General features: G+C 63.8%; 14 protein-coding genes. 8 read left to right on the forward strand and 6 right to left on the reverse strand.

What is annotated here, in order from left to right; translation table 11 throughout:
- Positions 1–244: 244 nt before the first annotated feature.
- The 5 genes from HY019_RS17845 to dut all read left to right on the forward strand — a co-directional run bounded on the left by HY019_RS17845 (position 245) and on the right by dut (position 5,341).
- Positions 245–1,129: a metal-dependent hydrolase gene (locus HY019_RS17845; RefSeq protein WP_290694766.1), complete on the forward strand. Its 885-nt coding sequence runs from the start codon at positions 245–247 to the stop codon at positions 1,127–1,129.
- 72 nt (positions 1,130–1,201) lie between these two features.
- A complete protein-coding gene (locus tag HY019_RS17850) occupies positions 1,202–2,269 on the forward strand; it encodes an AraC family transcriptional regulator (protein ID WP_290694768.1) in 1,068 nt (355 codons plus the stop codon).
- A gap of 319 nt (positions 2,270–2,588) precedes the next feature.
- A complete protein-coding gene (locus tag HY019_RS17855; RefSeq protein WP_290694770.1) occupies positions 2,589–3,623 on the forward strand; it encodes an AraC family transcriptional regulator in 1,035 nt (344 codons plus the stop codon).
- A 39-nt stretch (positions 3,624–3,662) separates the two neighbouring features.
- Positions 3,663–4,895, forward strand: a complete 1,233-nt coding sequence (gene coaBC / locus HY019_RS17860; RefSeq protein ID WP_290694772.1) for a bifunctional phosphopantothenoylcysteine decarboxylase/phosphopantothenate--cysteine ligase CoaBC — start codon at positions 3,663–3,665, stop codon at positions 4,893–4,895.
- A complete protein-coding gene (gene dut, locus HY019_RS17865; protein ID WP_290694774.1) occupies positions 4,892–5,341 on the forward strand; it encodes a dUTP diphosphatase in 450 nt (149 codons plus the stop codon). The genes coaBC and dut overlap by 4 nt, the downstream gene beginning before the upstream one ends.
- Positions 5,342–5,377: 36 nt before the next feature.
- Here the strand turns inward: dut and HY019_RS17870 are convergent, their stop codons facing one another.
- Positions 5,378–5,899: a peptidylprolyl isomerase gene (locus tag HY019_RS17870; protein WP_290694776.1), complete on the reverse strand. Its 522-nt coding sequence runs from the start codon at positions 5,897–5,899 to the stop codon at positions 5,378–5,380.
- A 113-nt stretch (positions 5,900–6,012) separates the two neighbouring features.
- On the opposite strand from HY019_RS17870, the gene HY019_RS17875 reads away from it, so the two are divergent.
- From HY019_RS17875 to HY019_RS17885, 3 genes are all read left to right on the forward strand, one after another.
- Positions 6,013–7,173, forward strand: coding sequence for a cupin domain-containing protein (locus HY019_RS17875; protein ID WP_290695069.1), 1,161 nt, complete (start codon positions 6,013–6,015; stop codon positions 7,171–7,173).
- 16 nt (positions 7,174–7,189) lie between these two features.
- The gene (locus HY019_RS17880) at positions 7,190–7,705 is read left to right on the forward strand and encodes a hypothetical protein (RefSeq protein WP_290694778.1); all 516 of its coding nucleotides are present in this window, start codon (positions 7,190–7,192) and stop codon (positions 7,703–7,705) included.
- 157 nt (positions 7,706–7,862) lie between these two features.
- Positions 7,863–8,084 carry a hypothetical protein gene (locus HY019_RS17885; RefSeq protein WP_290646107.1) on the forward strand — a complete coding sequence of 74 codons (222 nt, stop codon included), beginning with the start codon at positions 7,863–7,865 and terminating at the stop codon, positions 8,082–8,084.
- A gap of 142 nt (positions 8,085–8,226) precedes the next feature.
- Here the strand turns inward: HY019_RS17885 and bamC are convergent, their stop codons facing one another.
- From bamC to fliE, 5 genes are all read right to left on the reverse strand, one after another.
- Positions 8,227–9,375: an outer membrane protein assembly factor BamC gene (gene bamC, locus HY019_RS17890; RefSeq protein ID WP_290694780.1), complete on the reverse strand. Its 1,149-nt coding sequence runs from the start codon at positions 9,373–9,375 to the stop codon at positions 8,227–8,229.
- 61 nt (positions 9,376–9,436) lie between these two features.
- Complete coding sequence (gene dapA, locus HY019_RS17895) at positions 9,437–10,318, reverse strand: 4-hydroxy-tetrahydrodipicolinate synthase (protein ID WP_290694782.1); 882 nt, start codon at positions 10,316–10,318, stop codon at positions 9,437–9,439.
- Between the two features lie 83 nt (positions 10,319–10,401).
- A complete protein-coding gene (locus tag HY019_RS17900) occupies positions 10,402–11,214 on the reverse strand; it encodes an SDR family oxidoreductase (RefSeq protein WP_290694784.1) in 813 nt (270 codons plus the stop codon).
- 132 nt (positions 11,215–11,346) lie between these two features.
- Positions 11,347–12,606, reverse strand: a complete 1,260-nt coding sequence (locus HY019_RS17905; protein ID WP_290694786.1) for an MFS transporter — start codon at positions 12,604–12,606, stop codon at positions 11,347–11,349.
- Positions 12,607–12,745: 139 nt separating this feature from the next.
- Positions 12,746–13,096 carry a flagellar hook-basal body complex protein FliE gene (gene fliE / locus HY019_RS17910; protein WP_290694788.1) on the reverse strand — a complete coding sequence of 117 codons (351 nt, stop codon included), beginning with the start codon at positions 13,094–13,096 and terminating at the stop codon, positions 12,746–12,748.
- Positions 13,097–13,389 lie beyond the last annotated feature (293 nt).

The raw sequence follows: 13,389 nt of genomic DNA on the forward strand, positions 1-13,389 counted from the left end.
GGCGCATGCGCCAGCGGCCGCCACTCAGTTCCTTATCGACGCTCAAGGTGGGGTGGGAGAGTTCTCACTGCGTCAGTCCGTTCGTGCGGCTGATAGTTAGAAGGTGTCTCTCCACCCCAGCACCCGAAACATACAAGTTAGGGGTGTCGCACAGGAAACCCTGCTGTCACCCCTCATCCTGTTGCCAGCCATAAGCAATTTGTACAGTTGCTCTATCCCGGAGACACGAGGAGAGAGTGACAACATGGCAAAACATCCCGAAGCCCTGCATCCCATCATTCCACGCGAAAAGCTGGATTTTGGTTTTGACAAGAACATCCCCAAGTACTGGTTTGGTGGCGACGCCTTCAAGTCCCGCTTCTTCGACGCGCTGTCGGTGATCTTCCCGCCCGGCGAGAAGTTCTTCATGACCTCGGTGCGTGACTTCCGCGACCGCGTCAACGACCCCAAGCTGCTGCAGGACATCAAGGATTTCAACCGCCAGGAAGGTCAGCACACGCTGGTGCACAACCAGTACAACGAGCACCTCAAGGACCAAGGCATTGACGTTGACTACCTGCTCAACTGGCTGAACAAGCTGCTGTTCGACACCTACCGCAGCCGCTACAGCCGCGAATACACCCTGGGCATCACCTCGGCGCTGGAGCACTTCACCGCCTTGGGCGCGCACGCCTTGTTTGACAAACGCGATGTGCTCAAGGAAGCCGACCCCAAGGTGCGCGCCATGTACGCCTGGCACGCCATCGAGGAAGTCGAGCACAAGGGCGTTGCCTATGACGTGATGGTCGATTACGCCAAGGTGGGCTACGCCCTGCGCATCTGGACGCTGCTGCACACCACCCTGATCTTCCCCCTGGTGATCTTCAAGTTCCTGAACTTCATGCTCAAGCAGGACGGTTTCAGCTGGTGGCAACGCGTGAAGCTCAACGCAGGCGGCATCTGGTGGCTGCTCAAGCCGGGCGGTTTTGTCGGCCCGCTCTACAGCCACTACTTCCTGTACTACAAGCCCGGTTACCACCCCTGGGATGAAACCGAGCAACCCGGCTACGAGGAGTGGCTGCAGGCCTTCGATCTGCACCGCGATCCGGTGGAAGCCAGTGAATTGATGCGAGCTTCCCTGGCTCGGTGATATTTATTGAATTGACTGCCCAGTAGTTGGTTAGACTTCGGCACACTCCATGGGGGTGTGCCGATTTCGTTTATGCGTATTCCACTGCCACCACAAGCCGTCCTAGAGGCGATGGGCATCAAGCCCATTCCCTTGTTCATGTTGTCCGCCTGGATCAAGGCGGCCGCCAAATGCGGTTTCAATGTTCAGCCCCTGTTCAAGGAAGCTGGCATCAAGATCGACCTGATCCGCCTGGAAGACGCCCGCGTCTCGCCCCTGCAGCTGATTTCCCTGCTGGAGCAGTGCGTGGCCATGTCGCCGCCGGACAAGCACTTTCCGCTGGTGCTGGGCGACACCTTCGCCTTCGAGTCCCTGCCCGAGTTCGAAACCCTGCTGACCACCAGCCCGACCCTGCGTGAAGCCTTGCGCGTGGCCGACCTGGCCCGGCGCATGGTCTTGCCCTGGCTGACGCTGGAGGTCAAGGAGGAGGGGGACCTGGCCAAGGTCATCGTCGGTTTCGATGTGCCCATCCCCAATCTGGTCGGCTATGGGCTGCCTTTGAGCCTGGTGTCGCAAGCCATCCTGGCGTGCATCCGCAAGTTCGGCCGCACGCTACAGGGCTCGGAGCAGGGCTTTGTGGGCGTGACCATGCAAGGCCCGCCGCCGCCCAATGCGGCGCAGTTCGCGCCTTTCTTTGGCGTGCCGGTCACCTTCAATGCCACGCAGGACGCCCTGGTGTTCGAGCGCCGCATCCTGGATCAGCCACTGGAAGGCGCTTTCCCGGCCTTGCACGAGCAGGCGCACTTCCTGGCCGAGCAACGCCTGGGCAAGGAGGCGCGTCGCCAGGGCGTGGCGGCCGAGATCGAAGAGTTCATCACCCGCGACCCAAGCCTGCTCGCGCTGGGGGTGGAGGACATGGCCGACCGGCTCAACCTGCACCCACGTACCTTGCAACGCCGCCTGAAGGACGAGGGGGACAGCTACCTGCATGTGCAGGCGCGCATGCGCCACCGCCTGGCCTGCCAGTGGCTGCGTCAAGGCGATGTGTCCATCGACGACATCAGCGCCCGCCTGGGCTTTTCGGATCGCCGCGCGTTCACCGCGGCCTTCAAGCGCTGGGAAGGCGCCACGCCCAGCGCCTGGCGCGAACAGCAAGTCTGAGTACTGTCAGATGTTCTGTTTGACTTTCTAGAAAGTCAAATGGATGAGTCGGCTGACAAGAGGGGCCAAGTATTGACCCCTTTATCCTGCCATTTGCGGGTAAATGCTTGCCACAAAGGGGTTATGCCCTGCATTTTGATCAAGAAAATGTCGTCATTTCGTCCTCCCGGATGACGTGCAATATTGCCTATCCAGACCTCAACACCTAGTCTGAACTGACTCGGATGCATCTCCGAGTTACTGCAACAATCAGGTTCATTTTTTGATCCTGATTGTTGTCAGATATGTTGATGGTGCTGGAAAACAGGCTTGCTTCACTATGCTTCAATCGCTGACCACCTCATCTGTCCCGCTGCCTGCGTTTGGCAGCTGGCGTCAGGCCGCCACCGTGTGCGGCTTCACCATTGAGCCGGTGTTTCGCGACGCCGGGATCATGACGAGTGAGTCCACGGCGCCCATGAAGGTGCCGCCCTTGAACCTGTTCAAGGCCTTTTCCATGTGCGTGGAGCGCGCCAAGGGCCACCACTTCCCGTTTGCCCTGGGCGATTCCTTCGTGTTCGAGCACTTCGCCGAATTCGATGCCTTCATCGCTTCTTGCTCCACCTTGCGCGAGATGCTGGAGCTGGCGAACTGGGCGCGTGAATTGCTGGCGCCCTGGATGATCGTCCACCTGGATGAGTTCGGTTCGGAGGCGCACCTGCGTGTCGAGATGGCTGTGCCAGACCCCGACCCGCGCGCCTTGTGCCATGTGCGTGAGGTGGCCTTGTCGGCCATCAACCAGCTGATCCGCCGAGCGACCAAGGGGTCGCGCTGGCTCCTGTCGGTGCGTGTGGCCAGCACCGCCCCCAGCCACCAGCAGCAGTTCTCCCAGCACTTCGGCGTGCCAGTGTTTTTCGGTGAGACTGCCGACGCGCTGGTCATGGACCGTCGCTGGCTGGACATGCCGCTCAATGCCTTCGTGCCCGAGGTGCACTCCCAGGCGCGCATGATGATCGAGCGCCGCATGACCCGGGAGGTCGGGGAGCGCCGCCTGGTCGAGGAGGTGCGCTGGGCACTGGAGCGTCGCCCCGAATTGCTGCGCGACGGGCTGGAGGCCACCGCGGCTGCGCTGGCGCTGCACCCGCGCACCTTGCAACGTCGCCTGCAGGCCGAAGGCATCAAGTACGTGGACATCCAGTCCCAGGCCAAATGCCAGCGCGCGCAGACCATGCTCAAGCGCCGCGCCATCAGCATGGAGTCCATCAGCATGGAGCTGGGGTTCTCGGATCGGCGCGCCTTCACCTTCGCTTTCAAGCGTTGGACGGGCCTGTCTCCCAGCGCCTACCGCGACCAACTGGGGCAGATCGGCCGCTGAGCCCGTGCATCATGGGCGGAGCCTGATAGAGTCCGGCCCATGTCAGAACGTTCAGATCTTCAAGGCCGGCACATCGTGCTGGGCCTGACGGGCGGGATCGCCTGCTACAAATCGGCCGAACTGGTGCGCCTGCTGACCAAGGCGGGCGCCACCGTGCAGGTGATCATGACCGAGGCGGCCGAGGCCTTCATCACGCCGGTGACCATGCAGGCCTTGTCCGGCCGCGTGGTGGTGACCAGCCAGTGGGATGCCCGCGAACCCAACAACATGGCGCACATCAACCTGGGCCGCGAAGCGGATGCCGTGATGGTGGCGCCCGCCAGCGCCGATTTCATGGCCAAGCTGGCGCAGGGCCGCGCCGACGAGTTGCTCAGCCTGCTGTGCCTGGCGCGCCCCCGCGAGCGCTGCCCCTTGCTGGTGGCGCCGGCCATGAACCGCGAGATGTGGTCGCACCCGGCCACGCAGCGCAATGTGGCCACGCTGGCGCAAGATGGCACGCTGATCCTCGGCCCCGGCTGTGGTGACCAGGCCTGCGGCGAAGTGGGCGACGGCCGCATGCTGGAGCCCACCGAGCTGCTCGACGAGCTGATCGCCTTCTTCCAGCCCAAGCTGCTGGCCGGGCGCCGCCTGCTGATCACGGCCGGGCCCACCTTCGAGCCGATCGACCCGGTGCGGGGCATCACCAACCATTCCAGTGGCAAGATGGGCTTTGCCCTGGCGCGTGCCGCAGCCGAAGCCGGCGCGGAAGTCACCCTGGTGGCCGGCCCGGTGCACCTGCCCACGCCGCGCGGTGTCAAGCGCCAGAATGTGATGACGGCCATCCAGATGTACGACGCCGTGGTGCCGCATGCGGCCGATCACGACGTGTTCATCGCCACGGCGGCCGTGGCCGACTGGCGGCCCGCCAACCTGAGCGAGCACAAGATCAAGAAGGAAGGCAAGAAGGTCGCCCCGACCTTCGAGCTGACCGAGAACCCCGACATCCTGGCTGCGGTGGCCGCCTTGCCCACACCACCTTATTGCGTGGGCTTTGCGGCAGAGAGCGAGAACCTGCTGGCGCATGCCCGCGCCAAGCTGCTGCGCAAGCGCATCCCGCTGATCATCGGCAACCTCGGGCCGGCAACCTTCGGCCGCGATGACAATGCCCTGCTGGTCGTGGATGCCCACTCCGACCACGCCTTGCCGGCCGATGGCCGCCCCACTGACAAACTCACCCTGGCCCGCGCCCTGATACAGGAGCTGGCCAACCGTCTTCAAGCCGTTCAAGCATGACCACCGTTGATATCCGCGTTCTCGACCCCCGTGTGTCCGACAGCCTGCCCGCGTATGCCACGCCGGGCAGCGCCGGGCTGGACCTGCGTGCCTGCCTGGATGAGCCTCTGGTGCTGGAGCCCGGACAGGCTCAGTTGATCCCCACGGGGCTGTCCATGCACCTGGGTGACCCAGGGCTGGCCGCCATGATCCTGCCGCGCTCGGGCCTGGGCCACAAGCACGGCATCGTGCTGGGCAACCTGGTCGGCCTGATCGATTCGGACTACCAGGGGCCCCTGATGGTCAGCTGCTGGAACCGCGGCAACACGGCGTTCACGGTGCAACCCATGGAGCGCATCGCGCAACTGGTGATCGTGCCCGTGGTGCAGGCCAAGTTCCGCCAGGTCGAGAGCTTTGAAGCATCGCACCGGGGCGAGGGCGGTTTCGGGTCGACTGGCCGCGGCTGAACGGGCGTTCACCGAGCCAGTGCCCGCTTCACCGGCTCAGTGCAGCGTCTCGTCCGGTGGCGCAGCCTGCATCAGGCTGAACGGCGAATCCGAGACCGAGCCTTGCTCGACTTCTTCCTCGGTGGCCGGGCGCACGTCGCACACCTTCAAGGCCAGGCGCAGTGCCAGGCCGGCCAGCGGGTGGTTGCCATCCAGCACCACGTGGGTCTCGTACACCTCGGTGACCGTGTAGATCGCGTCCTGGGGCAGATCGGGCGTGGTCGAGCCTTCGGGCGGGCCTTCGAACTGCATGCCCTCCGACACTTCGGCGGGGAAGATGTCGCGGGTCTCGAAAAACACCAGTTCGGCGTCGTAGTCGCCAAAGGCTTGCTCGGGCTCCAGGTAGAGATTGGCTTCAAAGCCTTCGGACTGGCCCAGCAGCGTCTCTTCCACTTTGGGCAAGAGGTCTTCACCGCCCAGCAGGAACTCCATCGGGTCGGTCAGTTCGTCTATCAATTGGCCCTGGGCGTCTTCCAGACGCCACACCAGGCTCACGACGCAAGGTGAGGAAATGATCATGCCGAGATCATCTCATGCCCGCGCCTCGTTGAGCCTGATCAGGGGCAGCCAGCCGGTGTTGGTCGCACAATGGCGGCATGAAAGCCTCCAAGACCTCCGCACCCTCCTTGCCGCTGGACATCGACCAGATCACCCCTTTGCTCGGGGGCATCTCGCCAGCGACCTTCATGCGCAAGTACTGGCAGAAAAAGCCGCTGCTGATCCGCCAGGCCATGCCCGGCGTCAAGCCACCCATCGAGCGCAGCAAGTTGTTTGCACTGGCCGAGAGCGACGAGGTGGAGTCCCGCCTGATCGTGCAGACCGCGATCGAGGGCGCCAAGGCGAAGAAGTCCAAGAAGGCGGATGCCGGCTGGCGCCTGTCGCATGGGCCCTTGAGCCGGCGCAGCCTGCCCCCCATGACCCAGGCAGGCTGGACCTTGCTGGTGCAGGGGCTGGATCTGCATGTGCCGGCCGCCTACGACATGCTGCAGCAGTTCCGTTTTGTGCCGGACGCGCGCCTGGATGACCTGATGATCTCCTACGCGACGGATGGGGGTGGGGTGGGCCCGCATTTCGACTCGTATGACGTCTTCCTGCTGCAGGTGCATGGTCAGCGCCGCTGGCGCATCGGGCAGTTGAGCGACCCCACCTTGCAGGCTGATGTGCCCTTGAAGATCCTCACCAACTTTGTGCCCGAGCACGAGTGGGTGCTGGAGCCCGGCGACATGCTCTACCTGCCGCCAAAGTGGGCGCACGACGGCATCGCGCAAGGCGAGTGCATGACCTGCTCCATTGGCTTTCGCGTGCCGGAAGAGATGGAGCTGGCCCGCGAGGTGCTGGTGCGCCTTGTGGAGGCGCTGGAGTGCCCAGAGCAGCCCAAGCTGTACAAGGACCCCAAACAGCCTGCGACGGCCACGCCTGGCCTGATCCCTGAGGCTTTGCACGCCTTCGCTGCCGACGCCATTGCCCAGGCCCTGAAAGACCCTGAAGCCCTGCGCTCGGCCCTGGGCGAGGTGTTGACCGAGCCCAAGCCCCGCGTGTGGTTCCACGCCGGCGAGCCTTTGCCGCAAGGTGTGGGGGTTCGACTCGATCCGCGCACGCGCATGGTTTACGATGAAAAGCGGGTGTTCGCCAATGGCGAGTCCTGGGTGGCAGCAGGCAAGGACGCGCGCCATCTGCGGCAGTTGGCCGACCGTCGTCAGTTGTCTGCGGCAGACGTGGCCAAAGCCAGCCCCGCCTTGCGCGAGTTGCTGGACCAGTGGGCGGAGGACGGCTGGCTGCACCCGTTGTGCTGAATGAAAGGGTTTCGCCATGGATCAGGTTTCCGTGACACAACAGGACGGAGAGCAGTCCGGTCAGATCAGCAGCTGGCGAGACTTTCAGGACCGGTTCCGCGCGGCGATGGCCATGGCCGCCACCCTCGCCACCGATCTGACCATGGTGGACATTGACTTTGTTCACTGGCCATTGGGTGAGCGCAGCGTCATGGAGGCGCTGCACCAGTGGACTTTGCTGACCAAAGGCACGCATTGCCAGCTTTTGGCCGCACATTACGAGGCGTTCCCACGCCAGCATCCACGCTGGGTGGCCTGGCGGGGCACCTGGGCCCACCGGGTCAAATGCTGGGAAGCACCGGACGAATTGGCTGCCGGGTTGATACCCATGCTCGTCGTGCATGACTGCATTGGGCTGCGCTTGAATGAACCCCTTCACGGCACGGGCATCTGGACCCGGGATAAAGGGGTTTTGCGGACGTGGTTGGGTGAGGTTGACGTAAATTTGCAACGCTCACACGAGGCGTTGCCGCCCACGACCCTGGGGCTATAGGGAATAGCCTTATACGACGTATAATCGCTGGCTGAATGTGGAGCAACGCCAGTTGCGATGCATCCTTTGCCCTTGTCTCGTATTCCTATGGGACTGTGGGCTCTGCACATAGTTCCAAGACCACGGTTTTATTGACACTCCTTTTGAGGACACAAGCATGAAAAAGTCGCTCCTGCTGGCTTCGCTGATCGCTGCTATGGCTCTGACCGCTTGCGGCAAAAAAGAAGAAGCTCCTGCTGCTGCTGAAGCCGCTTCCGCTGCTTCCGAAGTCGCATCTGCCGCTTCTGAAGCTGCTGCTCCCGCTGCTTCGGCCGCTTCTGAAGCCGCTTCGGCTGCTACGGAAGCTGCTTCTGCTGCTGCCAGCGCTGCCTCGAACTAATTCCAGTTCGATGGTACAAAAAGCCGCTCTTCGGAGCGGCTTTTTTTCGTCCGTATTTGGCGCAAATACCTGAGCGTCAAATTGTCCGGGCGAAAAAAATCCCGGCCACATGGGCCGGGATGCTGACGGGCGTAAGGTGCAGTCAGCTCAGTTCGTCAAGCAGTTGCTTGGCAATGCGCTTGGCCGTGCTGGACGTCGTGGGTTGTCCGTTGTCCTTCAGCACGCTGACCAGGCTGTTCTTGCCCTGGCCTTGCACTTGCACGCGGTAGCGGCTCAGGCCGTCCTGGTTTTCAGCCTTGGCGCCAAACAGGCGGGCAAAGAAGCCGGGCTTGCTGGCGTCTGGGTCGTTGTCTGACAAGCGCACTTCGAAAGAGCCTTGCTTGCGATCGCGGTTCTCGACCGTGAAGCCGCTGCGGTCCAGGGCCAGGCCCACGCGGCGCCATGCGGTGTCGTAGTCGGCATCGACCGTCAGGGACAGGCCATCGGCATTCAAGCGTGCCTGGCTGGCGGCGGCAACTGTGGCGGCTGCAGCGGGCTTGTCAGCCTTGGCTGCGGCAGCGGCTTCCTTGGGGGCGCCCAGCTTGAGCATCAGGCGCGACAGCATCTCGGCTTCCAGGCCCGAGTCGCTTGGGCGCACACGCCACGTCGTGCGGTCCTTCTTGGCGTCTTCGTATTCTTCGATCAGGCCCTTGTGGCTGATGTAGACCTCGCTGCCCGTGGCGGTGCGTTCAATGCGGGTGCGGTATTGGTCGCGCTCGCCGGTGTCATACAGCAGGTCGAACACGCGGCCCAGCGCCTTGCGCACGGCGCCGTCCTGCGGGACCTTGGCGCGGTTCTCGGACCAGTTGGTTTCCATCAGGCCCACATCGGGCTGATCGGTGGTGAGCTCGAAACCCATGTCAGCCCAGAACGTGCGGACCTGGCCCCAGATCTGCTCAGGCGGCAGGTTGACGGCCAGCCAGCGCATCTGGCCCTGGCGCTCCAGGGTCACACCCGTGCCCTTGGTAGGCGCCACGCCGCTGACGCTGGCGTCGGGCTTGTCGGTCGTTGTGCGCTGCAGGCTGGAGGCGCTCACGACGGCGGCAGGGGCCTGGCCAAAGCGCGTCTGACCGGGCAGCTGGCTCAGGTCGGGCGGCACATCCAGGCGCACGCTTTGCGTGCCGGTGGTGCGGTAGTCGACCTTGTCGCCCGCCAGCGTGTCACTGATGGAGGAACAACCGGATGTGACGAGCGTGGAAGCCAGCGCTGCACTCAGAACGAGGGTGGTCTGGTGACGTTGTTTGATCGACATGGGTAATGAGGTTCTGCTCCCGGCACGAGCCGGGCGCGGTGTCGTAAGAGCCAAGTGAGTGTCAGAGCACGCCAGCGTCGCGCAGGGCGGTCTCGACCACCGTTTGGGCGGATTCGCTCAACGGCGTCAGCGGCAGGCGCAGCGTACCACCAACCTTGCCCATGCGAGTCAAGGCCCACTTCACGGGGATCGGGTTGGGCTCGACGAACAGTTGCTTGTGCAGGGGCAGCAGCTTCATGTGGATGTCCACGGCTGTCTTGGCGTCTTGGGCCATGGCTGCCTTGCACAGGTCGGCCATGCCGCGTGGCGCCACGTTGGCCGTCACGCTGATGTTGCCGTGCCCGCCCAGCAGCATCAATGCCACGGCGGTGGGGTCGTCACCGGAGTAGATCGAGAAGCCCTTGGGGGCCTGCTTGATCAGCCAGGCGGCGCGTTCCAGGTTGCCGGTGGCTTCCTTGACACCGATCACGCCAGGCAACTGGGCCAGGCGCAGGGTGGTTTCGGGCAGCATGTCGGCCACGGTGCGGCCGGGCACGTTGTAGAGCACCACCGGGATGTCCACCGCTTCGACGATGGCCTTGAAGTGCTGGTAGATGCCTTCTTGTGTGGGCTTGTTGTAGTAGGGCACGACCTGCAGGGTGCAGTCGGCGCCGACTTTCTTGGCGTACTCGCTGAGCTCGATGGCTTCTTGCGTGGAGTTGGCGCCGGCGCCGGCCATGATGGGCACGCGCCCGGCGGCCTGCTCGACCGCCACGCGGATGATCTCTCGGTGCTCTTCCACGTTCACCGTGGGGGACTCGCCCGTGGTGCCCACCACGCCGATGCAGTTGGTGCCTTCGGCGATGTGCCAGTCAATCAGTTTGCGCAGCGAGTCGTAATCGACGCTGCCGTCTGCATGCATGGGCGTGACCAACGCAACGATGCTGCCAAAAATTGGTTTCATGCTGATTCCTTTGATCCCGGGATTCTACCGGCCATGACACATGCCTTGATCCCGTGGCGCTTTCAGTGAAAGCCCCAGGCCACTCAGTGCGGGCGCACTTCGCGTTTGAGGGCGGCCATGGCCAGTTTGTCGACCAGCCTGGGTGCGAGCAGCTTCATCCAGCGGCTCAACTTGCCCTTGGCCGACATCACGATGTCGCGCTCGCGGCGTGCCATGCCCACGCGGATCAAGCGCGAGCACTCTTCGATGCTCATGGCGCCGGATTCGTCCAGGCCGCTTTTGCCCGCCGCCTGGCCGTTGGCGTTGAAGCCGCGGTAACGGATCTCGGTGGCGACCACGCCCGGGTAGGCGATGGTGACCGACACCCCATGCGGCGCCATTTCGACGCGCAGGGCCTCGAAAAAGCCGGTCATGGCGAACTTGGTGGCACTGTAGGCCGTGCGTCCGGGCACACCGACCAGCCCGGCCAGGCTGGAGACGGCGACGATGCGCCCCTGCGTCACCTGGAGATAGGGCAGGGCCGCGTGCGTGCACCAGGCGCTGCCCCACAGGTTGATGCGCATGAGCTGCTCGTACCAGGCCATGTCGGTGACCTCGCTCAACTGGGCGTGGGCGGACATGCCGGCGTTGTTGACCAGGGTGTCGATGCGGCCGAACTGGGCGATGGTCTCGGCGATCAACGCGCGGCAGTCAGCCTCCTGCCCGACGTCCGTTGGGCGCACCAGCACTTTGCTGCCGTGCGTGCGGCATTGCTGCGCGACCTGCTCCAGTTTGTCTTTGCTGCGGGCTGCGAGTACCAGGCAGACCTTGCTGGCGCCCTCCTGGGCCAGTTGGCGGGCCAGTTCGGCGCCGATGCCATCGGAGGCGCCCGTGATGATCACCACTCTTGTCGACATATCAGATGCAACTCCAGATGCGGGTGGCCAGATCGAAGGCCACCTCGGGGCGCCAATATAAGCAGAAGACGGCACCCAGGACTGACAGTGTCGCGACAGTCAGTGCGATTTGTCGCCAGGGGCCACGTGGCTTCATGCCAGGACAACCTTGCGGCTCAGGGGCGTGCGCTGCTCCTGAATGGGCAGGTTGACGGCGGCGGCGAGCAGGCCCAGGCCAATGGCCAGCCACCAGACGGTCTGGTAGCTGCCGGTGAAGTCATACAGCCGCCCGGCCAGCCAGACCCCCAGGAAGGAGCCGATCTGGTGGGAGAAAAACACCACGCCGCCCAGCATGGAAAGGTGCCGCACGCCATGCATCTGCGCCACGATGGCGTTGGTGGGCGGGACGGTCGAGAGCCACAGGGTGCCCATGGCCGCCGCAAACAGGCCGACGCTCCAGGTGGACAGTGGCGCCAGGATGAAGGCCAGCATGGCCACGGCGCGCAGGAAGTAGATGCTCGACAAGATCCAGTTCTTGCGCAGGCGGGAGCCCAGCGCACCGGCTGCATAGCTGCCCAGCACGTTGAACAGCCCGATCAGGGCCAGCGCGGTGGTGGCGGCCTCGGGCGGCAGTTGGTGGTCCTTGAGGTAGCTGGGCAGGTGCACGCCGATGAAGGCCAACTGAAAACCACACACGAAGTAGCCGAGAGTCAGCAGGAGGTAGTCGCGGTGCTGGAATGCTTCAGCCAGGGCTTGCAGGGCGGTGGGCGAGGTCATGTCCGCAGGTGAAGCCGCGCCAGACGTGGCGGTTCCCGGCTTGGTCGAGAAGCGCGCCTCCCGCAATCCGAAAGCCAGCGGCCCGATGGCCAGCGCCGTGGCGGCGAAAACCAGCAGCGCGGAGGACCAGTCCATGTTGTGCAGCAGGAAGCTGGCAACCGGCACCATCAGGAATTGACCAAACGAGCCCGCCGCGGCCGTGATGCCCATGGCGGACGAGCGTTGCACGGCCGTGACATTGCGCCCGACCACCCCAAAGATCACCGTGTAAGTGCTGCAGGCCTGTGCCAACCCGATGAGCACGCCGGTTGTCAGGATGAAGCTGCCATGGTTGCCCGTCGTCGCCATGCCCGCCAGGCCCAGGGCATAGAGCAGGGCGCCGGCCAAGAGCACCTTGAATGCACCGCTGCGATCGGCCCACCAGCCAATGACGGGGCCCGAGGCGCCCCACACCAGGTTCTGGATCGCCATGGCCATCGAATAGTCTTCACGCGTCCATCCGTGGGCCATGGTGATGGGCTGCAGCCACAAGCCGAAGCTGTGCCGGATGCCCATGGACATGGTCACGATCAGCGCGCCGCACAAAAGCAATTGCCCCATCGGGATGGGGCGATCAGAAGACGCCAACTGGGTCATGTCGGTTTCAATGTGGGTGGGTGGCGCACGAATCTTGGCATGCCTCCACACCCCATCCCAGCAACCACCGCGGATCCGGCTTCGCCGGTCCGCTGGTGGCGCCCCCTTGAGGGGGCGCGCGAAGCGCGTAGGGGGTGGGCTAGACCTGCATGTTCATGATATCCGTGTACGCCTGAACAAGCTTGTTGCGTACCTGGACTGCAGATTGGAAGCCCAGTTGGGCCTTCTGCATGGCGACCATGGTTTCTTCCAGGCTGACAGTAGGGTTATCGAACTGCACCTCGCGCTGCATGGTCGCGGCCGTGGCTTGCGACTGGCTGATCGAGTTCAGCGCGCTGCTGAAGCTGGTCTGGAAACTGGGTTTTTCAATGCCGGATGCCTGGCCGGCGGCCTCGGCGCGGGTCTTGGCTTCCACCCGCCGAGCGACGTCGGCCATGCCGGCCCGGGCGGCGGCTTGCGCGAAATCGAAGGGCTTGAGTTTCAGGTCCATGATGCCGATAAGTCCCGACAAGGCGTGATTGAGTTCACCACGATCTGGACTCTACGCACCCTTTGGCGGTGTCATGCCTGAAAGAAGGCGGCATTTGAGGGGCTGTTTCCGGCACTTTTGCCCGGCCAGACTCCGAATAATGGGGCTGTTACGGCGGGTTTGCGGCATCGTATGGTTTCGATGCGCGGCCCAACGCTTCGACCGCCCATGGAAGTCACTGTCGCACAACCCACTCCTGTTGCTGTCGCCTCACCTGGCATGGTGATCGACCAAGCTCAGCCTCCTGGATTCGT

The organism is Aquabacterium sp. (genome assembly GCF_016195855.1).
Classification (GTDB): Bacteria; Pseudomonadota; Gammaproteobacteria; order Burkholderiales; family Burkholderiaceae_C; genus Aquabacterium.